The sequence below is a fragment of the Sphaerotilus hippei genome (genome assembly GCF_003201595.1).
GTDB classification, from domain to species: Bacteria; Pseudomonadota; Gammaproteobacteria; order Burkholderiales; family Burkholderiaceae_C; genus Sphaerotilus; species Sphaerotilus hippei.
This window is the reverse complement of record NZ_QJJS01000010.1, coordinates 72,319-96,357: the sequence shown is the minus strand read 5'-3', so window position 1 is coordinate 96,357 and position 24,039 is coordinate 72,319. Positions and strand designations below refer to the sequence as shown.

Genomic DNA, 24,039 nt, shown 5'->3' with positions numbered 1-24,039 from the left:
ATTGCCCATGACTTGATCCATGAATTGAATGACCACCACCCCTTTTTTCATTATTGACCATGCCCCCAGCCGCCGCTTGATTTTCTGCAACGACCTGATGACGGTCGCGTTCGGAAAAAACTCAAATACGATTCGGAATATTCCGAATGCATGCCGGCAATTCCGATCGGAATTCAGCGCGCACGCCGATAGCCATCCTGGACTTGGGGCCTGAAACTTCGACACATCGGGAAAATCACCGAACACGATCAAAAACACTTCTGGGCTGGAGAAAACGATGGAGCAGGGATTGGGATGGCACGGCGATTGCAAAATGCACCCGCTGGACGGAGGCATCAGGCCGATCGGCAGGAATGATTCCGTCAGTCTGGTGGAATTGCTGAACCTGATCGATCACGACGCCGACACGACGTCGATCGACGGCTCCCCGATCGGGCTGCGCCGCGTGCGCTCGGGCATGGCGCTATACCACGAAGGCGCCGCGGTCGAGGCGATCTACTTCGTGCGCTCGGGCACCTTCAAGACCTTCAAGACGGCGGAGGACGGCTACGAGCAGGTGCTGTGCTTCACCGGCCGCACCGAGGTGCTGGGTTTCGACGCGGTCTGCGGCGGCCAGCACCCCGATTCGGCCGCTGCCCTGGAGGAGTCCAGCGTCTACGTGCTGCCGATCGCCCACCTCTTCACGCTGGCACAGCGCTTCCCGGTGCTGGAGCGGGCGGTGCTGCTGGCGGCCAGCGCGCAGATCACGCGCCGCGGCGAGATCGCCGAGGTCATGGCCGCCGTCTCGGCCGACGTGCGGCTGGCGCGCTTCCTGATGCAGCTGTCGCAGCGCATGGCCAGCTACGGCCAGTCGCCCCGCCGCTTCCACCTGCGCATGGGCCGGCGCGACATCGCCAGCCACCTCGGTCTGGCCCACGAGACCATCAGCCGGTCCTTCGGCGCGCTGGCGACCGCGGGCTGCGTGCGCGTGAGCAACCGCGAGATCGAGATCCTCGATCTCGAGGCGCTGCGGCAATACGCCCGCTGCACCCGGGCACGCGTGGACGAGCCCGGCCGCGCGGACCGTGGCGCCCGCTCCGCGGAGCGAGCGGGCGCCGCGGAAAGCACCGGCACCATCCGGCACTTTCTGCAGTCGCCCGGCCGGCGCAGCCATGCGGCCTCGAGGACCAGCAACACGCCGAGGGCCGCGCGGGACGCCGCCGTGCCCTGAGCCCACCATGCCGATCAGCGATCACCGCGGCAGGATCGCCGCCGACCAGCGAGCCCCGCTGGCCACCCCCGCCAGGCCGCAGGCCGGACGGCGACCGGGCCCAGCCCCTCGGGCCACAGGTCCGGTGTGCCTGTCGACGGGCACGACCGGGGTGCATTGAGCGATGGGCAAGCCACTGCAGCAAGCGACACCAGGCCAGCGGGATCCGCCCCGGACTGGCGACGCCCGCCCGGTCACGCATCCGGTGCTGGTGCGGCCGGGTCAGGCGCGGCCCGCCGAAGCCGTCGAGGCCACGCCGCTGCGGACCCTGCACACCCGCCTGGCCGGGCGCATCGAAGCGATGCTGGACCGCCTGCCCTGCACGCTGGCGGTCCGCTGGCCGGGCGGGCGCCTCGGCGGCTCGATGGCCGACGTGCGGCTGACGCTGCACGACCGGCACCTGCTGATGCCGCTGGTGCGGGGCGACATCGGCCAGGTCGCTGATGCCTACGTGCGCGGCGCCATCGACATGGTCGGTGCGCCACGGGACGTGATGGCGGTGGCCGCGGCACTCGTCGGTGACCCGGTCGAGCGAGGCCGCACGGGCACCTGGTCCGGCTGGCTGGCCCACTGGCGTTCACGCTGGCAGCACCACCGGCAGCGTGATGCACGCAACGTGCGCTTCCACTACGACGTCTCCGACGCCTTCTTCAGCCTGTGGCTCGACCCGCTGCGGGTCTATTCCTGTGCCTATTTCGAAGACCCGGCGATGACGCTGGCCCAGGCCCAGCAGGCCAAGCTCGAGCATGTCTGCCGCAAGCTGCAGCTGCGGCCCGGCCAGCGGCTGCTCGACGTCGGTGCCGGCTGGGGCGGCCTGCTGCTCTGGGCCGCCGAGCACCACGGCGTGCGGGCCCTGGGCATCACGCTGTCGCAGAACCAGCACGCCCATGCGACGGCGCTGATCGCCGCGCGCGGCCTGCAGGACCGGGTCGAGATGCGGCTGATGGACTACCGCGACCTGCCGCAGACGGGCGAGTTCGACGCGGTGGCCTCGGTGGGCATGTTCGAGCATGTCGGGCGGGCCCGGCTCGGCGGCTACTTCTCGACGCTGGCGCGGCTGGTGCGCCCCGGCGGGCTGGTGCTCAACCACGGCATCACCGCCAGCAGCCTGCGCCACACCCAGCTCGGCGGCGGACTGGGCGACTTCATCGACGAGCACATCTTTCCCGGCGGGGAGCTGTCGCACGTGGTGGTCGTGGCCCGTCACCTGTCGGCCAGCGGCCTGGAACTGCTCGACGCCGAGAACCTCCGGCCCCACTACGCCCGCACGCTCTGGGCCTGGTCGGACGCGCTGGAGCGCCAGCTCGACGCCGCCCGCGCCACGGCCGGCGACACCACGCTGCGCGCCTACCGGATGTACCTACCTGGCCGGCTGCGCGATGGGCTTCGAGCAGGGCTGGCTGTCGCTCTACCAGCTGCTGGCCGCGCGGCCCGACGGACAGCTCGAGCACGGACTGCTGCGCGGCGCCCAGAGCGACTACCCGTTCAACCGCCGCCACATGTACGGCTGAAGGTGCCGGCAAAAAAAAGGTCCGTCCGCTGTGCAGCGAGACGAACCTGAACATCCCGACATGGCCTGCGGACAGTCCACCACAGACATCCACACTTCCACAGGCCCCGGGACACCACCAGAGTCCTCATGTCCCTCGAACTGTTGCTCCTCCAAGGCCTTCAGTATCCCGACCCCGACCGGGCACCCGATTGAGAGCGCTCAAGCCAGGCCCGATCGACTCGCCCGGCCCCCGCGTGGCCACGCATTGCGCACACTCATCCGGGCCGTGCACGGCCGCTCGCATCATGCGCAGGATGCTCTGGCGAGCGGCGCCGGAGCCGTGCCCGTCTGCCGCAATCCTGTCCATGAACGACACCGATCCCCAACGCACCGGCCTGGCCGCCGAGCCCGATGCGGGTCCGTCACGCCACCGGTCGGCCATCGGCCATGAAATCGGCCACGAACCCGAGGTGGAAGCGGTCCCCCTGGTGGCCGGAGATGCCTTCATCGCCCTGGACCTGCAGCGTGACTTCCTGCCCGGCGGGGTGCTGGCCGTGCCAGGGGCCCATCAGGTGATCGAGCCGGTCAATGCCTGCATGGCCGCCTTCGCCCGGCTGGATCTGCCGGTCCATGCCAGCCGCGACGGGCATCCACCGCAGCATTGTTCGTTCCGGGAACAGGGTGGACCGTGGCCCGCGCACGGCATCGCGGGAGCCGCCGGCGCCGAGTTCGCCGACGGACTGCGCCTGCCCCACTCGACCGTCGTGATCTCCAAGGGAGGCGATGCCCGGGTCGACGCCTGTTCAGCCTTTGACCGCACCGGCCTGGCCACGCGGCTGCGTGCATGCGGCGTGAAACGGCTGTTCGTCGCGGGCGTGGCGACCGACCGCTGCGTGCTGCAGACGGTGCGGGCCGCGATCGCCGAAGGTTTCGAGGTCGTCGTGGTGAGCGACGCCATCGCCGCCACGGGCATCACGCCGGGGGACGGCCAGCGGGCCGTCGTGCGCATGCGCACGCTGGGGGCGATCTTCGTCACCAGCCACGGGATCGCGCCGCGCCGGCCCGTGCGCGTCTGAGCGTGGCGGGGCCATGCGGGTGCACGGCAGGGGCAGATCCCGGGAACCTTGCGGGGATGAGCGATCGAAAGAACACGCACAGCAGCCCGGTGCACCCGGAGCAGGCCTTCGATGAAGGCGCTGTCACCCCACACGTCAAGGAGGTCAAGCGAGATGTCAGCCAGCCTGAGTTTTGAAGTCCCGGTCGGTCCGTCGCGTGTCACCGTGTTCGTCTCGGATGCCACGCTGCGGGCCCGCTTCGACGGCGCCCAGGAGCGTTCGGCGCTGCCCGATCTGTACCGCCGCCACCGCCAGAGCCTCGAGGAGGCCGCCATCCGGCGCGTCCGGGCCGGTGGGAGGCAGCCGGTGGTGCTGCGGGTCACCGACCTGCAGCCGTGATCCAACCGGAGGCGACGCAGGGCAACACCAGCAATCCTGATGCGCAGGGAGCCGGCATGCGATGGCCGCGCGGACTCCCGGCGTTCGTCGGGAAAGAGTCGCCCGAAAAGAAAATCTGCCGGATGTCGCAGCGCGAAAGACAATGGATTCCTACCGGTTGCAGTTCTGCGCAGATCCGCAATGACTCATCGCTGCAGATGACCGCCAGGACGGCACCCGGGAAAACAGCGGGGTACCAAATATTACCTTGCCGAAGATCCATCAATTCCGGCAAATCGTCGTCGACCCGCTGAGCATCAAGAGGTCATATGCCGCTGCTAGAGCAGTCAGGCGATCCGCTCGACATCAGGAATACGATTACAATATTTACATTCAGCACGAAGCTGATCCTGCAACTGCCCATACTGTGGAACATCGACATCAAGCAGTTTCACCATGACGGTTGGACCATTTTCCGCTCCAGCATGCGAGCAATGATGGCACCGACCTCCGACTGCTGTTCGCCGGAGCGTTGATGAACGATGTACCGCCACTGGACAAGAGCCTGAATCCATTTGAAGTTTCACTGGGCAACATCATGCAGACGGCTCACGAGGCCATCGTGATGGTCGATGCGGGGCAGACGATCGTGGCGCTCAATCCGGCGGCCCAGCGCCTGTTCGGTCGCACCCAGGACCAGACGCTGGGGCTGCCGCTCGAATCCCTGATTCCACCCGAACACCGCACGGACCATGCCGCGCTGGCGCGCCGTTTCATCGACTCGATCGACATCGAGCTGCAGATGGCCCCACGGCGACTCGTGCATGCGCTGCACGCCAACGGGGAACGGTTCCCGGTCGAGGTCGCCGTCTCGCGCGTCGAGATGGCCGACGCCGGTGGTTCACGCCGCTATTTCGCGGCCTTGATCCAGGACCTCAGCCCGGTGCGGGCGCTGCAGGCGGAGGTCGAAGCCCTGAAGCAGCGCCTGAAGGCCGTCTTCGAGCTGGCCCCCGTGGCCCTGTGGATCGCCGACGGCGACCGGGTGGTGTTCGCCAACCGTGCCGCGAGCCGTCTGCTGGGCGTCGAGGCGGGGGAGGCACTGGCCGGCCGGTCGATCTACGAACTGCTGCAGGAGCCATTCCACGAGGCCCTGCGACAGGGGGTGCGGCAGGTGCTGGGCGACCTCGGCAGCCAGGCCATGGTGCCGGGGCAGCTCCAGCGGGCGGACGGATCGCCCTGCGAGGTCGAGATCGCGCTGGCCGCCCTGCCCGACCACGGCAGGACCACCGTGCAGATGGTGGTCTCCGACGTCACGCGGCGGCAGGCGCAAGCCAAGGAGCTCGAGAAATCGCGGCAGGCCCTGCGCCAGCTGTCGGGCAACGTGCTCGAGGCGCGCGAGGAAGAGCGCGGACGCATCGCCCGGGAACTGCACGACGAGCTGGGCCAGCGCCTGACGGCCCTGAAGATGGACCTGTCGCACATCGACCGCAGCGCCAGCGACCAGCGGGTCTGCACCATGCTGACGATGATCGACGAGACCATGGCCTCGGTGCGCCGCATCGCCAGCGACCTGCGCCCGCTGATGCTCGACGACCTGGGGCTCAACGCCGCGATCGAATGGCTGGCCTCGGACGCCTCGCGCCGGCTGGGCATCGAGGTGCAGGTGCAGCTGGGCTGCAGCGACCTGCCGACCGAAGAGCGGCTCGTCATCGCGATCTACCGCATGGTGCAGGAGGCCCTGACCAACGTGGGTCGGCATGCCCGGGCGAGCCGGGCCCGGATCGAGCTCCAGCGTCAGGACGACCATCTCGTCCTGACCGTCACCGATGACGGCGTCGGACTCTCTGCCTCGGCACTGCAGCGCGAGGGCTCCTACGGACTGATGGGCATGCGGGAACGGGCCCACATGCTCGGCGGCGAGTTCCACATCGGCAACGTCGACGGTGGTGGCAGCCAGGTGAGCGTGCGGCTGCCCCTGCCCCCCCCGCAGACCACCCCGCCTCCGAAGGCAGCGAGCCCCTCCCCATGAGCGCGACATTCGACCTCTCCCAGTTGCGCATCCTGATCGTGGATGACCACACGATCGTGCGCGAAGGCCTCAAGCGCATCCTCGAGGCCACGGGCACGCCATGGCGCGTGCTCGAGGCCGGCAGCGGCTTCCAGGCGCTCGACCTGATGCGGCTGCACGAGATCGACCTGGCCATCGTCGACCTGTCGATGCCGGGCATGAGCGGACTCGACCTGATCAAGCGGCTGCGCGGCGAGTACCCGCGCACCGGCGTGCTGGTGCTGAGCATGCACGCCGAGGAGCAGTACGCGCTGCGGGCCTTCAAGGCCGGCGCGAACGGTTACGTGACCAAGGACAGCGCCGCGGCCGAACTGGTCAACGCCGTGCACAAGGTGGCCAGCGGCGGCGCCTACATCACGAGCAGCCTGGCCGAGCGGGTGGTGCAGCAGCTCAACGGCGCGATCGACGCGCCGAGCCATGCCGGCCTGTCGGACCGGGAGCTCGAGGTGCTCAGGGGCATCGTGGCCGGCCAGCGGCTGACCGACATCGCCGAGGACCTGCACCTGTCGGTCAAGACGGTCAGCACGCACAAGAGCCGCATCCAGGAGAAGCTGCAGCTGCCGACGATGGCCGCCCTGATCCGCTACGGCATGGAGAACAACATCGCGTCACCGGACCGCGGCACGGGCGGAGACACCGGACCGGGCGAGCTGGGCCCGCCCTGAGCGAGGCGATCAAGCGGTGTCGCGGGCCGGTGCGGTGACTCCCGCACGCGTGGCCCTGACGGCCTTCACCAGCTCGCGTCGCGGTCGGGCGTGGCGCCGATGCGGTGGATCGACAGGTCGGCGCCTTCGTACTCCTCCTCCTGGGACAGGCGCAGCCCGACCAGCGTGCGGATGAGACCGTAGACCAGCAGCCCGCCCGCGAACGCCCAGGCCGCGATCGCGACCGTGCCCACCAGCTGGGCCGACAGGCTCACGCCACCCAGCCCGCCCAGCGCCTTCTGCCCGAACACGCCGCAGGCCATGCCGCCCCAGACGCCGCACAGGCCGTGCAGCGGCCAGACGCCCAGCACGTCGTCGATCTTCCAGCGGTTCTGGGTCAGCGTGAACATCAGCACGAAGATCGCACCGGCCACCCCGCCGACCACCAGCGCCCCGGCCGGATGCATCAGGTCGGAGCCGGCACAGACCGCCACCAGCCCGGCCAGCGGGCCGTTGTAGGCGAAGCCCGGGTCGTTGCGGCCCAGCAGCACCGCCACCAGCGTGCCGCCGACCATCGCCATCAGCGAGTTCACCGCCACCAGGCCGGAGATCTTGTCGATCGTCTGCGCGCTCATGACGTTGAAGCCGAACCAGCCCACGGCCAGGATCCAGGCCCCGAGCGCCAGGAACGGAATGCTCGACGGGGGGTGGGCGCTCATCGCGCCGTCCTTGCGGTAGCGGTTGCTGCGCGCGCCCAGCAGCAGCACCGCCGCCAGCGCGACCCAGCCGCCCACCGCGTGCACGACGACGCTGCCGGCGAAGTCGTGGAACTCGGCCCCGGTGAGCTCGCGCACCCAGGCCTGCACGCCGAAACGCCCGCCCCAGACCGCCCCTTCGACCAGCGGGTAGACCCCGCCGACGATGACCGCCGTGGCCAGCAGCTGCGGGCCGAAGCGGGCCCGCTCGGCGATGCCGCCGGAGACGATGGCCGGGATGGCCGCTGCGAAGGTCAGCAGGAAGAAGAACTTGACCAGCTCGTAGCCGTTCTTCAGCGCCAGCTGGTCGGCCCCGACCATGAAGTCCACCCCGTAGGCGACCGTGTAGCCGACGAAGAAGTACACGATCGTCGAGATCGCGAAATCGACCAGGATCTTGACGAGCGCGTTGACCTGATTCTTCTTGCGCACCGTGCCGAGCTCGAGGAACGCGAAACCCGCGTGCATCGCCAGCACCATGATGGCGCCCAGCAAGATGAACAGGGCATCCGTGCCCTGCCTGACCTGATCCATGATCGATGTCTCCATGTGCAGATGGCGCCGACATGGCGCACCACGCACCACTTCATCGCCAGAAACGCACCAAGAAAGCAAATCGAATGCCTGAAATCGGGCGCACCATGGCCCGCCACCAGCCCTGGACGCCCAATATTCGGGCAGAACATGGCCCAATGACGGTGCATACAGGCTGAGCCGCACCAGATCAATGCACGCCTGTGGCGTCTGCGGCAGGCACCGTGCGGGCCAGGCGGGTCCACGCCGGATCCACGCGCCGGCCCTGTGCCACCAGCCACGGGCCGTGGCTTGGCCGCCCGGCTACAGGATGGCCCGCAGGGCCTGGGCGGCCTCCTGCAGGGCCGGCAGCAGGCGCTGCAGCGCACTGCCCTCCGGGTAGGCGTGGGCCTGGAAGGTCATGCTCAGCGCGCCGGCGCAGCGGCCCTTGCGGTCGGTCAGCGCCACGGCCAGGCCGCACAGGCCCAGGTCGACCTGCTGCTCGGTCAGGCCGTAGCCCAGCTGCCGGGCCTGGGCCACCACCGCCCGGAAACGCTCGGCGTCCGTGATGGTGTGGGTGGTGAAGCGGCCAAAGTCGTGGGTGGCCAGCCACGCGTCGAGCGCCGGCTCATCGAGGGTGGCCAGCACCGCCGCCCCGGGCGACACCCCGTGCGCGGGCACCCGCGAGCCCACCTGGAAGCCGATCGAGATGATGCGCGGCGAGTTGCTGCGCACCAGGTAGACCACGTCATGGCCATCGAGCACGCTCAGGTTGGCCGTCTCCCCGGTCTGCATCGACAGGCGCTGCAGGAAGGGCTGGACCAGCCGGGGCAGGCGCGCTGCCTCCAGGTAGCTCTGGCCCAGCCGCAGCACGCTGGGCAGCAGCCAGTAGTGCTTGCCGTCGGTGTCGGCATAACCGTAGTGCACCAGGCTCATCAGGTAGCGGCGGGCGGCCGTGCGGGTCAGGCCGGTGCGCTGCCCGGCCTCGGTGGCCGTCATGCGCGGGTGGTCGTCGGTGAAGGACTCGATCACGCGCAGGCCCTTGCCGAGCCCCTCGATGAGCAGCGAGCGGTCGATGTCCGGGCGGGGGGTGCGGGTCATGTCTCAGGGAAAACCATTGGTTCGATCGATCAGCGATTGTCCACGATCGATGATCGATCGCTGACGCACCAGGCACCCTGGACCCTCCCCCTGCGGCGTCCTACATTCGCGCGCTTGCCTTGATCCAGATCCAGGCCACCCGGTCGACACGACCGCCTTTTTTCCTTTCACCCGGACCTCTCCATGGCCAGCCTCACAGAGCACGAACCCGACGGCGAGCACCAGACCAAGAAAGCCACCGCCAGCGGCTGGATCGGCTCGGCGCTGGAGTACTACGACTTCTTCATCTACGCGACCGCCGCGGCGCTGATCTTCCCGCAGATCTTCTTCCCCAAGGGCGATCCGAAGACGGCCATCGTCGCCTCGCTGGCCACCTACGGCGTGGGCTACGTGGCCCGCCCGATCGGTGCCTTCTTCCTGGGCCACTGGGGGGACACCCACGGCCGCAAGAACGTGCTGGTGCTGTGCATGTTCCTGATGGGCTTCTCGACCATCGCCGTGGGCCTGCTGCCCACCTACGACCAGGTCGGCCTGTGGGCGCCTGCCATGCTGGTGGTCCTGCGACTGATCCAGGGCTTCGCCGTCGCCGGCGAGATCTCGGGCGCCAGCTCGATGATCATGGAACACGCCCCCTTCGGCCGCCGCGGCTTCTTCTCCAGCTTCACGCTGCAGGGCGTGCAGGCCGGCCAGATCCTGGCCGCCGCCGTCTTCCTGCCGCTGGCCCACTACATGGAGCCCGAGGCCTTCAACCGCTGGGGCTGGCGCATCCCCTTCCTGCTGAGCTTCGTCGTGATCGTGGCCGGCTACATCATCCGCCGCGAGGTCCACGAGACGCCCGCCTTCACCGAGGTGGAAGCCAAGGCCACCGTGGTCAAGGCCCCGATGGTGCAGGCCGTCACCGAAAGCTGGCGCGACATGCTGCGCGTGGTCTGCATGGCGCTGATGAACGTGATCCCGGTAGTCACCTCGATCTTCGGTGCCGCCTACGCGGTGCAGCCCGGCTACGGCATCGGCTTCAGCAAGGACGTCTACCTGTGGATCCCGGTGGCCGGCAACATCCTGGCCGTGATCGTGATCCCCTTCGTGGGCAACCTGTCCGACAAGATCGGCCGCCGCCCGCCGATCATCGTCGGCGCGCTGGCCTCGGGCCTGCTGTCGTTCGCCTACCTCTACGCCATCAGCATCAAGAACGTGCCGCTGGCCGTGTGCATGTCGCTGCTGATGTGGGGCATCGTCTACCAGGGCTACAACGCCGTGTTCCCCAGCTTCTTCCCCGAGCTGTTCCCGACCCGCACCCGCGTGTCGGCCATGGCGATTTCGCAGAACCTGGGCACGCTGGTGACGGCCATGCTGCCGGCCGTGTTCACCGCCGTGGCGCCCCCCGGTGCCGACAACATCCCGCTGGTCGTCGGATCCATCACGCTGGCGGCCACCGCGCTGGCGGCGCTGGCGGCCTTCTCGGCCCGCGAGACCTATCGTGTGCACATGCACGACCTGGGCAACCCGAACGCGCTGCCGGTCAAGAAGGCCGAGTACGACCGGATGCGCAAGCACTCGGTGGCGAACTCCCAGTCGTTCAAGTCCTTCACCTGACCGGCACGCGCCGCCCGTCCCCCTCCTCCAGCCGAGAACCGCCATGCGTCGTTCCATTGCCACCGTCTCCCTGTCCGGCATGCTGCGCGAGAAGCTGCAGGCCATCGCCGCCGCCCGCTTCGACGGGGTCGAGATCTTCGAGAACGACCTGCTGCAGTTCTCCGGCAAGCCGGCCGAGGTGCGCTCGATCGCGGCCGACCTGGGCCTGGCGATCGACATGTTCCAGCCCTTCCGCGACTTCGACGGCAGCACGACAGCGCAGGTCGCGCGCAGCCTGGAGCGGGCCGAGCGCAAGTTCGACCTGATGGACGCGCTGGGCACCGACCTGCTGCTGGTGTGCTCGAGCGTGCAGCCCGATGCCCTGGGCGACACCGAGCGGCTGGCCGAGCAGTTCGCCCGGCTGGCCGAGGCCGCCGGGCGGCGCGGCAAGCGCATCGCCTACGAGGCGCTGGCCTGGGGCACGCAGGTCAAGCTGTTCTCGCAGGTGTGGGACGTCGTGCGCACCGTGGACCATCCGGCGCTGGGCATGACGCTCGACAGCTTCCACACGCTGGCCCTGCGCGACGACCCCGCGCCGATCCGCCAGATCCCGGGGGACCGGATCTTCTACGTGCAGCTGGCCGACGCGCCGTGGGTCAACACCGACGTGCTGACCCACAGCCGCCACTACCGCTGCTTCCCCGGCCAGGGCGAGATGGACGTGACCGGCTTCGTCTCGGCCATCGTCGACGCGGGCTACACCGGCACGATCTCGCTGGAGATCTTCAACGACGAGTTCCGCTCGGCGCCGGCACGCGCCAACGCGGTCGACGCGATGCGCTCGCTGCTGTGGCTGGAGGAGCAGGTGCGCCTGAGCCGCCCGGCCGAGCCGGCAGCACCGGTGGCGCTGTTCAACCCGCCCGCGCCCCCGGCGCTGGCGGGCTGGTCCTTCGTCGAGTTCGCCGTCGACACCGACGCGGCCACCCGCCTGGCGACGCTGCTGGGCACGCTGGGCTTCGTGCACATCGGCCGGCACCGCAGCAAGGACGTCGAGCTGTTCGGCCTGGGCGAGGTGCGCATCGTGCTCAACCGCGAGCAGGAATCGTTCGCGCGCAGCTACTTCGACCTGCACGGCACCTCGGCCTGCGCCACCGCGCTGACCACCGCAGACCCGCAGGCCGCGCTGGTGCGCGCCGAGGCGCTGGGCTGCACCCGCTGGAGCGGCCACATCGGCCAGGGCGAGCTCGACATCCCGGCGGTGCAGGCGCCCGACGGCAGCCTGCTGTACTTCTGCCCGCCGGCCGACGATGCCGGCCGGCAGGCCTTCGAGGCCGACTTCATCCTGGACGTCGAGGCGCTGCGCCAGCTCGGCACGCACGCCCCCACCCGCTCGGCCCGCATCGACCACCTGGTGCAGGCCGTGCCGGGCGGCCAGATCGACCCGTGGGTGCTGTTCCAGCGTGCGGTGCTGGGCCTGCAGCCGCAGCGCAGCACGGTGCTGCACGACCCCTTCGGCATCATCCGCAGCCGCGAGATCGAGTCCGCCGACAAGGCCGTGCGCACCTCGCTGATCGTCTCGGAGCGCGAGAACACCGCGGTCTCGCGCTCGGTGGCCCGCTTCGGCGGCGCTGGGGTGCAGCAGGTGGCCATCGAGGTCGACGACGTGATCGCGACCGTGGCCGCCCTGCGCCGCCAGGGCGCGGCGATGCTGCCCGTGCCCGGCAACTACCACGACGACCTGGACGCCAAGTACGCGCTGGCGCCCGACTTCCTGGCCGCGCTGCGCGACGGCGGCGTGCTCTACGAGCGGGATGCCCAGGGCGGCGAGTTCCTGCACGCCTATGCCGCGCCGTTCGACGACCGCTTCGAGTTCGAGTTCGTCGAGCGCCGCGGCGGCTACGACCTGTACGGCTCGACCAACTCGCCGGTGCGGCTGGCCGCGCTGGCCGAATGGCGCACGGCCCACGCCGTCCGCTGAGACCGGCCGGGCACGCCGGAGCCGACAAGGGCCTGCGGGCCCTTGCTTTTCACCCAACATTTCCATTACATTGGAAACATGGAATGCGGCAGCATGACGCAGGCCGCAGGGCTGAAGGAGCACCGACCATGAAACGATTCCATGTCCACACCCACGTCGAGGACCTGCAGGCGAGCATCGCCTTCTACTCGAAGCTGTTCGCCGCCGAGCCCGCCCGGGTCGAGGCCGACTACGCCAAGTGGATGCTCGACGATCCCCGCCTGAACTTCGCCATCTCCACCCGGGGCAGCCGGCCCGGCATCGACCACCTCGGCTTCCAGACCGACAGCCAGGCGGAGCTGGCCGAACTGAAGACCCGCGCCGAATCGGCCGACCTGGCCCTGCAGGAGGCCGGCGAGACCACCTGCTGCTACGCCCGCAGCGACAAGCACTGGATCATCGATCCGCAGGGCATCGCCTGGGAACACTTCCACACGCTCGACGGCATCCCGGTGTTCAGCGAGACCCCGGCCGACGCGGACGCCCCGTCGGCCTGCTGCCCGCCACGGGCGCCCCGGGGCCAGCCGGTGGCCATCGCGGTGACCTGCGGCCCGTCGTGCTGCTGAGGAGCGATCCATGACCGAACGGATCCGCAACGTGCTGTTCATCTGCACCGGCAACTCGGCCCGCTCCATCCTGGCCGAGGCGCTGCTGAACGACCTGGGCCGCCACGCGGGCTGGCGGGCCTTCTCGGCCGGCAGCCACCCCCGGGGCGAGGTCCATCCGCTGGCGCTGAAGACGCTGGCCGATCACCACCTGCCGACCGACGGCTGGCACAGCAAGGGCTGGCAGACCTTCGCCCAGGCTGGCGCCCCGGAGATGGACTTCGTCTTCACCGTGTGTGACCAGGCGGGCGGCGAGGCCTGCCCGGTCTGGCCCGGCCAGCCGGTGAGCGCGCACTGGGGCCTGCCGGACCCCGCGGCCGTCGAGGGACCGGATGCCGTGCGGGAGCGGGCTTTCCTCGACGCCTTCGTGACCCTCAGGCGCCGCCTCCAGCTGATGCTCGCCCTCCCCCTGGCCGGCCTCGACCGGCTGGCCCTCCAGAAACAGGTCCGTGACATCGGACGCCAGTGACCCCATGACGACCAACATCCTCATCCTGTGCACCCACAATTCCGCCCGCAGCGTGCTGGGCGAAGGCATGCTCAACCACCTCGCGCGGCAGCAGGGCCGCGACGTGCGGGCCTACAGCGCCGGCAGCACGCCCAGCGGACGCATCAACCCCCACGCGCTGGCCGCGCTGGAGCGGGCAGGCGTGGACGTCGGCGAGGTGCGCAGCAAGAGCTGGGACGAGTTCACCGCCGTGGACGCCCCGCGGATGCGCATCGTCATCACCGTGTGCGACAGCGCCGCGGCCGAGACCTGCCCGTGGTGGCCGGGCAGCCCGGTGCAGGTGCACTGGGGCTACGCCGATCCGTCGAACGCCCCCGAGGCCGACCGGCCCGCCGCCTTCGAGCGCACCCGACTGGCCATCGCCGAACGCATGCAGCGGCTGCTGGCCCTGCCGCTGGAGTCGCTGGACGACCGCGAGCTGCAGGCCCGGCTGGAGGCGCTGGCCGCCTGAACGCGGCAGCGCGCCACCCTGGGCCGGATCAAGGCGTCCGGTGCGCGGCGGGCTTATCGTCGGGTTGCGGGCCACCGCCCGGCCGCCGCACACCACCAGGAACGACGCCATGAACCTACCGGTCCCCTCGCCGCTGTCGCTGCTGCACGACGCCCCGCCTTTCCTGTTCTTCACCGGCAAGGGCGGTGTGGGCAAGACCTCGCTGGCCTGCGCCTGCGCGCTGGCCCTGGCCGACCGCGGCCGGCGCGTGCTGCTGGTCAGCACCGATCCGGCCTCGAACCTCGACGAGATGCTGGGCCTGGCGCTGACCGACCAGCCCCGGCCGGTGCCCGGCGCGCCGGGGCTGTGGGCGATGAACATCGACCCCGAGGCCGCGGCGCAGGCCTACCGCGCCCGCGTGCTCGAGCAGATGCCGGCCGACAGCGGCGAGCCGGATCGGCAGGCCGTGCGCGAGCAGCTCTCGGGGGCCTGCACCACCGAGATCGCGGCCTTCGACGAATTCGTCGGCCTGCTCGCCGGGGATGCCGCGGCTTACGACCATGTCGTCTTCGACACCGCCCCCACCGGCCACACGCTGCGCCTGCTGAGCCTGCCCAAGGCCTGGACCGGTTTCCTCGAGGGCAATGACCGCGGCGCCTCCTGCCTGGGCCCGCACTCGGGCCTGAAGATGCAGGAGGCCCGCTTTCGCGCCGGCATGCAGTCGCTGGCCGATCCGGCCCGCACGGCGATCGTGCTGGTGACACGGGCCGACGTGGCCGCGCTGCGCGAGGCGGCCCGCTCCCACGAGGAACTGCTTGCACTCGGCCTGAACCACCAGCGGCTGGTGGTCAACGCGGTGTTCCACGCCTCGCTGGCCGGTGACGCGGTGGCCGCGGCGCTGCAGGCCGGCGGCGAGCAGGCGCTCGCGACCATGCCCGACTCGCTGCGGTCGCTGCCGCAGGACCGGGTGCCGCTGCGCACCTTCGACATGGTCGGCCTGCCCGCGCTGCGGGCGCTGCTGACCCCCGCGGGCGACCCGCCGGTGGTCCGGCCGCTGCAGCGGCCTCCCCCGCCGCAGGCCTTGTCGCTGAGCGCGCTGGCCGACGACCTGGCACGCCAGGACCATGGTCTGGTGATGGTCATGGGCAAGGGAGGCGTGGGCAAGACGACGATCGCCGCGGCGCTGGCGCTGGCGCTGGTCGAGCGTGGCAAGACCGTGCACCTGTCGACCACCGATCCGGCCGCCCACCTGGCCACGACGCTGGAGGGCCGGGTGCCCGGTCTGCAGGTGGGCCGCATCGATCCGGTGGCCGAGACGCAGCGCTACATCGACAAGGTCATGGCCGGCAAGGGCCGCGACCTGGACGAGGCCGGCCGGGCGCTGCTGCTGGAGGACCTGCGCTCGCCGTGCACCGAGGAGGTGGCCGTCTTCCACGCGTTCTCGCGCACGGTGGGCGAAGCCCGCAGCGCCTTCGTTGTGCTCGACACCGCCCCGACCGGCCACACGCTGCTGCTGATGGATGCCACCGGCGCCTACCACCGCCAGATGGCCCGCGAGTTCGGCGCCGGCACCCGGCTGGTGACGCCGCTGATGCGGCTGCAGGACCCGGACTGCACCCGCGTGCTGCTGGTGACGCTGCCGGAGACCACGCCGGTCTCCGAGGCCGCCGCGCTGCAGGACGACCTGCGACGCGCGCAGATCGAGCCCTACGCCTGGGTGGTGAACCGTTGCCTGCTGGCCTCGGGCACGCAGGACCCGGTGCTGGGCGCGCGGCTGGCCGGCGAGGCCGCCCAGATCGAGCGGGTCACGCAGGGCCTGGCGCAGCGCACCTGCCTCGTGCCCTGGACGCCCCGCGCACCGGTCGGCGTCGCGGCGCTGCACGAGCTGGCCGCACCGCCCCGCGCCGACTGAGCGCCCGGACGGTGCAGCCGACACGTCACACGGCGGCAGGGCCACCGTGGCGGGCGCCGTGACCGCACGCCTGGTGGCCCCACCCCTGACGGCACACGTGCCCTGCACCCGGCAGGCCGCACCGGGCGATCAGGGCGGCAGGCGCCGGCGTCCGTCCACGAACACGGCCAGCTCCCCCGGGCCGAGCGCCTGCCACGACTCGTTGCAGGTCAGCGGCTGCGTGACCACCACCGCCACGCGGTCGGTCGGCGTGGTGTGGGCGGCGAAGTCCACGGTCACGTCCGCATCCTGCAGCTGCGCGGTCGGGAACGGGTGGCCACGCTCGACGTAGTGCAGATGCGTGCTGCAGTGCGCCCACAGGGCCTCGCCGTTGCTGAGCAGGAAGTTGAAGGTGCCGTGGCGGGCGGGCCCCGCGGCCAGCTCGGCCAGGGTCTGCGTCAGGTGCTCGACGCTGGGCAGGCTGGCGTGGTTCTTGGACAGCTCCTGCATCAGCCAGCAGAACGCCCGCTCGCTGTCGGTGTCGCCGACCGGGCGGAAGGCCGCGTGCAGCTTCGGAGCGAAGTCCACCAGATTGCCGTTGTGCGCGAACACCCAGTAGCGCCCCCACAGCTCGCGCATGAACGGGTGGGTGTTCTCCAGCGCCACCCGGCCCTGCGTGGCCTTGCGGATGTGGGCGATGATGTGGCGGCTGTGGATCGGATAGCGGCGGATCATCTCCGCCACCGGCGACTGCCGGGCACTGACCGGGTCGACGAACAGCCGCGCGCCCGCGCCCTCGAAGAAGCCGATGCCGAAGCCGTCCTTGTGCTCCTGGGCACGATGGGCGAAGCCGGTGAAGCTGAACACCAGATCGGTGGGGGTATTGGCGTTGAGACCGAGCAGCTGGCACATGCCGGGAGTGTGCCTCATGGGACGGCCTGCCCGGGCGCCCATCAGGCCTAGAAAGATCGTGCTCTCACCCGATGAACGGGCGGCTGTGCAGGCCTCATGGCCCGGTCACTGTCCTGGGCTGGACAACCAATCGACCAGCGTGGCGACACGAATCCGCGCGACGGGCGGACGACACCACCGTCACCGGCAGCGATCTCCGGACGGACGATGTGTCGCCGCGGCCAGATCACAAGGCGAAGGTGGACACGCCCGGCACCGCCGCGATCACCACCACACCGACCAGCAGGGCCACCAGATAGGGCCAGATCGCGGCGATCACATCATCCGGCTTGGCATCGCCGATGCGGCAGGCGATGTAGAAACCCACGCCGATGGGCGGCATCATCAAGCCCACGTTCATCGCCGTGACCACGACCATCGAGTAGTGGATGTCGTTGATGCCCAGCTTCTTGGCAATCGGGAACATGATGGGCGCCAGCAGCAGCACGGCCGGCAGGCCTTCAAGCAGGCAGCCCAGGATCAGGAAGACCACGATCGTGACCCCCATGAAGGCGATCCAGCCTCCCGGCAGCGTGGTCAGGAACACCGAGAGGTGCTGCACCACACCGCTCTGGGTGATGGCCCAGGCCATTGCCGAGGCGGTGCCCAGAATCAGCAGGATGGCACCACTGAGCGCGGCGGTCTCGACCAGCATCGCGTAGATCTTGCGCAGACCGATGCCGCCGTAGAGCACCTGCCCCACCAGCAAGGCGTAGAGGACGGCGATGGTGGACACCTCGGTGGCGGTGGCCACGCCGCCGCCTACGGCGCTGCGGATCAGGAAAGGCAGCACCAGCGCGGGAGCGGCGATGACCAGCAGGCGGCCGATCAGCGCCGCGGTCGGGCGCCGGGCGCCCTCGGTCTGCTCGTGGCGGGCCTTCCAGCGGGCCAGCACCAGCAGCGCACCCAGCAGCACCATGGCCACGAAGAAGCCGGCCTGGAACAGACCGGCGATCGAGACCCCGGCCACCGAGCCCAGCACGATCAGCACGATGCTGGGTGGCACGGTGTCGGCCATGGCGGCACCGGTGGCCAGCAGGGCGATCATCTCGGGTGGCTTGTTGCCACGCCGCTTCATCTCGGGGAACAGCGCGGGCGCGACGGTGGCCATGTCCGACACCTTGGAGCCCGAGATGCCCGAGACGATGAACAGCGAGCCCAGCAGCACATAGCTCATGCCGGCCTTGACGTGGCCGATCAGCGACGCCAGGAAGTCGACGATGGCCTTGCCCATGCCGGTGGCATCCAGCACGCAGCCCAGCATCACGAAGATGGGCACTGACACCAGCACGAAGTTGGCCATGCCCTCGTCCATCCGTCCGACCACCACCACCAGCGGCACGTCCGACGAGAAGGCCAGGAAGCTCATCACCCCCAGGCCGAAGCAGAAGGCGATGGGGACGCCTGCCGCCAGGCTCAAGGCCACCACGCCAACCAGGAAGATGACCAGGTTGAGCAGCCCGAGCTGCATCCACTGGGGCTTGAGGCCCAGGCACAGCATCGCCACGCCCGCCACCAGCACGACCGCGGCCAGCAGCTGCGGCCAGCGCACCGTGCGCAAGGCGTGGATCAGCACGATCAGCAGCATCAGCGCCACGCCGAAGACGATGGCCGCCACCCGGACCACGTTGGGCAGGCCCAGCGTGGGCGTGACGACGAACCACTCCTCGCGTGCATGCTCGATGGCCGGACCGATCAGCGCCAGCAGGAAGGTCGCCACGCAGACCAGCGAGAGTGCCTGCACGAAGGTGCGCAGCCGCTCGGGCAGCATGTCGACGAACAGCGTCAACCGCAGGTGCTCGTTGCGCTGCATCGCGATCGCCGCGCCCGACATGGCCAGCCAGATGAAGGCGATCGAGACCACCTCGTCGATCCAGTCGATCGGGCTGGAGAACATGTAGCGGGAGACCACGCCGCCGAGAAGAAGGCCGATGATGGCAAGCATCAGGGCTGCAGACAGGCCCTCCAACGGCCACATCCAGCGTGACGTGGCGTGGGCGCCCAGCGGAACCGCCGTCCCTCCATCCAGGTCGTCGGGCAGTTCGGGGATGACGGAACTAGCGTGGGCCATGGGCCTTCCTTCTTCTACTTCGGGTTCTGCGCGCGCCATGGGCGCGATTTCTCTCGGTGCGGGGCTGGTGGTCAGGCCAGGTCGCCAGCGTATTTCTCGAGCTTGTTCCAGGCCTCTTCACCCAGCTTGTTCTTCCACTCGGCATAGAAGCCGGCACTGCGCAGCAGGGTGCGGAAAGGCGTGGTGTCAGGGCGGTTGAAGATGATGCCGGCCTTCGCCAGGCTGGCCTCGGCGTCCCTGTTCAGGCGCGCGATGTCCTCGCGCTGGCGAAGCGCTGCGGCGTTCAGGTGGCTGGCCAGGGCCTCCTGCACTTCGCGCGGCAAGGCCTGCAACTTTCGGGCATTGCCGAAGATGAAGTGGCCGTCCCAGGTGTGGCCGGTCAGCGAGCAGTACTTCTGCACTTCATAGAGCTTGGCGCTCTGGATCAGCGCCAGCGGGTTCTCCTGGCCATCGACCACCTTGGTCTGCAGCGCCGAGTACAGCTCGCCGAAGGGGATGGCTGTGGGCGACGCGCCCAGCGCCTTGAACATCGACAGCCACATCGGGATGCCGGGCACGCGGATCTTGAAGCCCTTCAGGTCAGCCGGGCTGTTGATCGCCTTGCCGGCGGTGGTGATGTTGCGGTAGCCGTTGTCCAGCACCTTGTCGAAGGCCTGCAGGTTGACCTTGGCCATCGCCGCGCGCACATGGCCGCCGAGCTCGCCGTCCATCGCCGCCCAGACGGTGGCGTAGTCCTTGAACGCGAAGGCCACGCCGTTGATGCCGGCGGTGGGCACCAGGGTCTGCAGGTTGGTGCCGGCGGTGGACATCATGTCGATCGCGCCCGAGCGGGTCTGCGAGATCATGTCGGGCTCGCTGCCCAGCTGGCTGGCGGGATAGACCTGCAGGTCGACCCGGCCGCCGGTGTCCTTCTTCAGCAGCTCGGCCGCCTCCTTGATGCGCAGGGTTCCGGGGTGATCGGCCGGGAAGGCGGTGCCGTACTTCAGGGTGATCTGCGCACCCTGGGCCCGCACCGGACTGAAGACCGAAGCCCCCAGGCCCAGTGATGCAGCGAGCGATCCAAATTGTCTGCGGTTCAATGCCATATCAAGTCTCCAGAGTGGTCGGCGCGGTGCCGCGCCTGCGGGGTTGATTCAGTGGATTCAAGGGGCCGAGGCCAGCAAGGCCTCGGTGCCTCCGGACTGCAAGGCGGCCAGGTGCCGGCCCAGCCGGTGCGCCAGCGCGTCGGGCCAGGGCTCGGTGCCGAACACCGGGGCATGGCTCAGTGCAGCCCGGGCGAGCGCCTCGGGTGCGAGCGTCTGGCGCAGCACGGCGACCAAGGCTGGGGCGCCGGGATCGCTGACCGTCAGGCGCTGGCCGTGCTCGGCATGCCCCTGCAGCAGGTAGTGCATCCAGGCCGCCAGCGCACGCTCCAGCCACGGGCAGCTCGCACCCTCGGCCAGCCGCTCGCGCAGCGTGGGCAGCCAGCGCACGGCCACCTTCTGGGTCCCGTCCATTGCGATCTGTTCCGTGCGGTGGGCAAGGGCCGGGTTGTCGAAACGGTGCAGCAGCTGCTCGCAGTAGGTCGCGGCGTCGAAGCCGGCCGGCACGGTCACGGACGGCAGCAGGTCGTTGAACATCAGGCCACGCACGGCGGTCCGGATCAGCGGATCGGCCATCGCCTCGGCCACGGTCTCGCGGCCGCGCAACTGGCCGAGGTAAGCGATCGCCGAGTGGCTGCCGTTGAGCAGGCGCAGCTTCATCGCCTGGAAAGGGCGCACATCACCGGTGAGCAGCGCGCCGGCACGCTCCCAGGCAGGACGGGGTCCGGCAAAGCGGTCCTCGATGACCCACTGCGTGAAAGGCTCGCAGACGATGGCGGCTTCGTCACGCAGGCCCAGCCGCTGGCTGGCCCAGTCCAGCGACCCGGTCGTGGCTGCCGGCACGATGCGGTCCACCATGGTGTTGGGAAAGGCGATGCTGCCGTCCGTCAACCGCCCCCGCAATGCCGGGCAGGCTCGATCGGCATATTGGAGCAGCAGCTGCCGCAGCTGGTCTCCGTTGGCCGCCATGTTGTCGCAGCAGACCACCGTGACCGGCGCCGTGGCGGGGCGTCGCGACAGGCCGGCAGCCAGCACGCCCAGCGTGCTTCGCGGAGCGGCAGGATGGCGCAGGTCGTGCAGCAGGTCGGCGTCGTCCAGGTCCAGCTCGCCGGAGGCCGGCTGGAAGCTGTAGCCCTTCTCGGTGACGGTGGAGGTGATGACGTGCACGCCCGGATCGGCCAGTGCGGCCAGCACCGCTTCACCCTGCTCGGGCGCGAACAGCGCCGCTCGCAGCGCGCCGACGACCTGGGTGCGGGCCTGCTCGGCATGGCGCTCGGTCACCGACCAGAGCTGGTCCTGGGCGCGCAGCACGTCAGCCAGACGACGGCCGCGCAGGTGCACACCCACAATCCCCCAGCGCAGGTCGCCTTCGTTCAGCACCGCCTCGGTGTAGAGCGCCTGGTGAGCCCGATGAAAGGCGCCCAAGCCCAGGTGGACGATTCCATTGCGCAGCGCATCCCGCTCATAGCGGGGCATCTGCACATCAGCCGGGAGGCGCGCACTGGTGGAAGAGGTCAGTATATTCAAGGTGGACTCGCTAACTACCATGGTGCCATGGCAGATTTGCAGTCTATGGAAGACACATGACCCAATATGTCAGTAAAAACCCGGGGATTGATGTCAATCTTTGAATTAACTACCATGGCAGAACAGTGAGAACCATGACCAAAGCACCTCTTGCCACCGATGCCATCCTGCTCACCGCCCTGCGCGGCCTGAGCTTCGATCCGGAGCGCTCGTACACCCAGCAGGTCTACCAGCGCCTGCGTGACGCCATCGTGCGCGGCACACTGCCGCCACGCTTCAGCCTGTCGGAGGCGACCATCGCCGCCACGCTGGAAGTCAGCCGCACTCCGGTGCGCGAGGCCCTGGTGCAGCTGGCCGACGAGCAGCTGGTGCAGATACAGCGCAAGGTCGGCACGCTGGTCGCGCCGATCTCGATGAACCGCCTCGACGAAGGCCGTTTCGCCCGCAGCACGCTCGAATGCGCCAGCCATGTGCAGCTGGCGCAGACCATCACGCCCGTGCAGCTAGACGAGTTCGCTGGCATCGTGGACCAGCAGCGCAGCGCGGTTGCGAAGGGCGAGGTGGGCGAGTTCTTCCGACTCGACGAACTGATGCATCGCAGGCTCTTCGAGTTCGCCGGGCGCCCGCATGTGTGGGAGATGCTGCAGCCGATGAAGCGCCAGTTCGACAGAGTGCGCTGGCTGCTGCTGGATGGCGTGGCCGACCACGCCCAGCTCGCCCTGGCCGAACACGAACAGATCCTTGCACTGATGGCGGCCCGTGATGTCGGCCGCCTCGGCGCCGCCGTGGCTGGCCACATCGACCGTGTGGGCCGCCAACTCCCGCAGGTGCGTCAGCGTGCGCCTGACCACTTCGTCGACTGAACCGAGAGACTGCCCCGTGAAGATCGAACGCCTCGAAACCATCGTCACCTGCCCCGGCCGCAACTTCGTCACGGTGAAGATCACCACCGACGAGGGCGTCTACGGCCTGGGCGACGCCACGCTGAACGGCCGCGAGCTGTCGGTGCGCAGCTACCTGGAAGACCACATCTTCCCGTGCCTGGTGGGGCGCGACCCGCGCAACCTCGAAGACATCTGGCAGTACCTGTACCGGGGCGCCTACTGGCGCCGCGGGCCGGTCACGATGACGGCCATCGCCGCCATCGACATGGCGCTGTGGGACATCCTCGGCAAGCTTGCCGGCATGCCGGTCTACCGCCTGCTGGGCGGCAAGAGCCGCGACGGCGTGATGGTCTACGGCCATGCCAACGGACGCGATCACGCCGAGGCGATCGAGGCGGTTCAGCAGCACATCGAGGAAGGCTACAAGGCCATCCGCGTGCAGTCGGGCGTGCCGGGCATGGACAAGGTCTACGGCGTGGGCAAGGCCAAGGGCCACTACGAGCCGGCGCAGAAGGGCCTGCCACCCGAGGAGACCTGGGACACCGCGCTCTACCTGCGCCACACGCCCGAGCTGTTCCGCAAGGTGCGTGAGGCGGTGGGGTTCGACCCGCACCTGCTGCACGATGCGCACCACCGCCTCACGCCCATCGAGGCCGCACGGCTGTGCAAGGACCTGGAGCCCTACCGCATGTTCTGGGTGGAGGACGCCACGCCGGCCGACAACCAGGAGAGCTTCCGCCTGATCCGCCAGCACAGCACCACGCCGCTGGCGGTGGGCGAGGTCTTCAACTCGATCTGGGACTGCAAGGACCTGATCAAGGAACAGCTGATCGACTACATCCGCTCGACCATCGTGCACGCCGGGGGCATCACCCACCTGCGCCGCATCGCCGACTTTGCCGCCATGTACCAGGTGCGCACCGGCTTCCACGGCGCCACCGATCTGTCGCCGGTGACCATGGCCGCGGCGGTCAACTTCGGCCTGTGGGTGCCCAACTTCGGCGTGCAGGAGTTGATGCCGCACAGCGAACTGACCGACGAGGTCTTCCCGCACAACTACCGCTACGAGGACGGCTACCTGGTGATGGACGAGGTGCCCGGCCTGGGCGTGGACATCGACGAGGTGCTGGCCGCCAAGCACCCCTACGAGCGGGCCTACTTGCCCGTGGCCCGCCTGCGCGACGGCGCGATGTGGAACTGGTGAGCCGCCCCGCCCCGAGCACCCTGCCCCTCTTGCTGAAAGACT

The 24,039-nt window shown here is 69.5% G+C and carries 20 protein-coding genes and 1 pseudogene; 15 read left to right on the top strand and 6 right to left on the bottom strand.

The window, feature by feature from the left end; translation table 11 throughout:
• Positions 1–28: 28 nt before the first annotated feature.
• From C7444_RS20255 to C7444_RS12010, 7 genes and pseudogenes are all read left to right on the top strand, one after another.
• Entirely contained in the window at positions 29–214 is a 186-nt protein-coding gene (locus tag C7444_RS20255; RefSeq protein ID WP_170130728.1) for a hypothetical protein, read from the top strand.
• 156 nt (positions 215–370) lie between these two features.
• On the top strand, positions 371–1,210 hold the full coding sequence (locus C7444_RS12040; RefSeq protein ID WP_170130727.1) for a Crp/Fnr family transcriptional regulator: 840 nt from the start codon (positions 371–373) through the stop codon (positions 1,208–1,210).
• Positions 1,211–1,550: 340 nt separating this feature from the next.
• Positions 1,551–2,760, top strand: a pseudogene (locus C7444_RS12035) (class I SAM-dependent methyltransferase).
• A 346-nt stretch (positions 2,761–3,106) separates the two neighbouring features.
• Positions 3,107–3,817 carry an isochorismatase family protein gene (locus C7444_RS12030; RefSeq protein WP_110401101.1) on the top strand — a complete coding sequence of 237 codons (711 nt, stop codon included), beginning with the start codon at positions 3,107–3,109 and terminating at the stop codon, positions 3,815–3,817.
• Between the two features lie 153 nt (positions 3,818–3,970).
• Positions 3,971–4,195: a DUF1488 family protein gene (locus C7444_RS12025; protein ID WP_170130726.1), complete on the top strand. Its 225-nt coding sequence runs from the start codon at positions 3,971–3,973 to the stop codon at positions 4,193–4,195.
• A gap of 514 nt (positions 4,196–4,709) precedes the next feature.
• A complete protein-coding gene (locus tag C7444_RS12015; RefSeq protein WP_110401098.1) occupies positions 4,710–6,203 on the top strand; it encodes a PAS domain-containing sensor histidine kinase in 1,494 nt (497 codons plus the stop codon).
• Positions 6,200–6,907 carry a response regulator transcription factor gene (locus tag C7444_RS12010; RefSeq protein WP_110401097.1) on the top strand — a complete coding sequence of 236 codons (708 nt, stop codon included), beginning with the start codon at positions 6,200–6,202 and terminating at the stop codon, positions 6,905–6,907. The genes C7444_RS12015 and C7444_RS12010 overlap by 4 nt, the downstream gene beginning before the upstream one ends.
• Before the next feature lie 65 nt (positions 6,908–6,972).
• Here C7444_RS12010 and C7444_RS12005 read toward each other — a convergent pair whose 3' ends face one another.
• The gene (locus tag C7444_RS12005) at positions 6,973–8,175 is read right to left on the bottom strand and encodes an ammonium transporter (protein WP_110401096.1); all 1,203 of its coding nucleotides are present in this window, start codon (positions 8,173–8,175) and stop codon (positions 6,973–6,975) included.
• Positions 8,176–8,478: 303 nt separating this feature from the next.
• Entirely contained in the window at positions 8,479–9,255 is a 777-nt protein-coding gene (locus tag C7444_RS12000; protein ID WP_110401095.1) for an IclR family transcriptional regulator domain-containing protein, read from the bottom strand.
• A 183-nt stretch (positions 9,256–9,438) separates the two neighbouring features.
• Between C7444_RS12000 and C7444_RS11995 the strand changes: the two genes are divergently transcribed.
• The 6 genes from C7444_RS11995 to arsA all read left to right on the top strand — a co-directional run bounded on the left by C7444_RS11995 (position 9,439) and on the right by arsA (position 16,299).
• The gene (locus C7444_RS11995; protein WP_110401094.1) at positions 9,439–10,848 is read left to right on the top strand and encodes an MFS transporter; all 1,410 of its coding nucleotides are present in this window, start codon (positions 9,439–9,441) and stop codon (positions 10,846–10,848) included.
• 43 nt (positions 10,849–10,891) lie between these two features.
• Positions 10,892–12,805: a bifunctional sugar phosphate isomerase/epimerase/4-hydroxyphenylpyruvate dioxygenase family protein gene (locus tag C7444_RS11990; protein ID WP_110401093.1), complete on the top strand. Its 1,914-nt coding sequence runs from the start codon at positions 10,892–10,894 to the stop codon at positions 12,803–12,805.
• A 128-nt stretch (positions 12,806–12,933) separates the two neighbouring features.
• The gene (locus C7444_RS11985; protein ID WP_110401092.1) at positions 12,934–13,410 is read left to right on the top strand and encodes an ArsI/CadI family heavy metal resistance metalloenzyme; all 477 of its coding nucleotides are present in this window, start codon (positions 12,934–12,936) and stop codon (positions 13,408–13,410) included.
• A gap of 10 nt (positions 13,411–13,420) precedes the next feature.
• A complete protein-coding gene (locus C7444_RS11980) occupies positions 13,421–13,918 on the top strand; it encodes an arsenate reductase ArsC (protein WP_110401091.1) in 498 nt (165 codons plus the stop codon).
• A 4-nt stretch (positions 13,919–13,922) separates the two neighbouring features.
• On the top strand, positions 13,923–14,408 hold the full coding sequence (locus C7444_RS11975) for an arsenate reductase ArsC (protein WP_110401090.1): 486 nt from the start codon (positions 13,923–13,925) through the stop codon (positions 14,406–14,408).
• Between the two features lie 109 nt (positions 14,409–14,517).
• Positions 14,518–16,299, top strand: a complete 1,782-nt coding sequence (gene arsA / locus C7444_RS11970; protein ID WP_110401089.1) for an arsenical pump-driving ATPase — start codon at positions 14,518–14,520, stop codon at positions 16,297–16,299.
• Positions 16,300–16,428: 129 nt separating this feature from the next.
• On the opposite strand, the gene C7444_RS11965 is transcribed toward arsA, so the two are convergent.
• The 4 genes from C7444_RS11965 to C7444_RS11950 all read right to left on the bottom strand — a co-directional run bounded on the left by C7444_RS11965 (position 16,429) and on the right by C7444_RS11950 (position 21,930).
• Entirely contained in the window at positions 16,429–17,190 is a 762-nt protein-coding gene (locus C7444_RS11965) for a class II glutamine amidotransferase (protein ID WP_110401088.1), read from the bottom strand.
• Between the two features lie 226 nt (positions 17,191–17,416).
• The gene (locus C7444_RS11960; RefSeq protein WP_110401087.1) at positions 17,417–19,300 is read right to left on the bottom strand and encodes a TRAP transporter large permease; all 1,884 of its coding nucleotides are present in this window, start codon (positions 19,298–19,300) and stop codon (positions 17,417–17,419) included.
• Positions 19,301–19,371: 71 nt separating this feature from the next.
• A complete protein-coding gene (locus C7444_RS11955; RefSeq protein ID WP_110401086.1) occupies positions 19,372–20,385 on the bottom strand; it encodes a TRAP transporter substrate-binding protein in 1,014 nt (337 codons plus the stop codon).
• 57 nt (positions 20,386–20,442) lie between these two features.
• Positions 20,443–21,930, bottom strand: a complete 1,488-nt coding sequence (locus tag C7444_RS11950; RefSeq protein WP_110401085.1) for a mannitol dehydrogenase family protein — start codon at positions 21,928–21,930, stop codon at positions 20,443–20,445.
• A 113-nt stretch (positions 21,931–22,043) separates the two neighbouring features.
• On the opposite strand from C7444_RS11950, the gene C7444_RS11945 reads away from it, so the two are divergent.
• Positions 22,044–22,772 (top strand): GntR family transcriptional regulator, encoded by a 729-nt coding sequence (locus C7444_RS11945; RefSeq protein ID WP_110401084.1) that lies wholly within the window; start codon positions 22,044–22,046, stop codon positions 22,770–22,772.
• Positions 22,773–22,788: 16 nt separating this feature from the next.
• Complete coding sequence (gene manD / locus C7444_RS11940) at positions 22,789–23,997, top strand: D-mannonate dehydratase ManD (RefSeq protein ID WP_110401083.1); 1,209 nt, start codon at positions 22,789–22,791, stop codon at positions 23,995–23,997.
• Positions 23,998–24,039 lie beyond the last annotated feature (42 nt).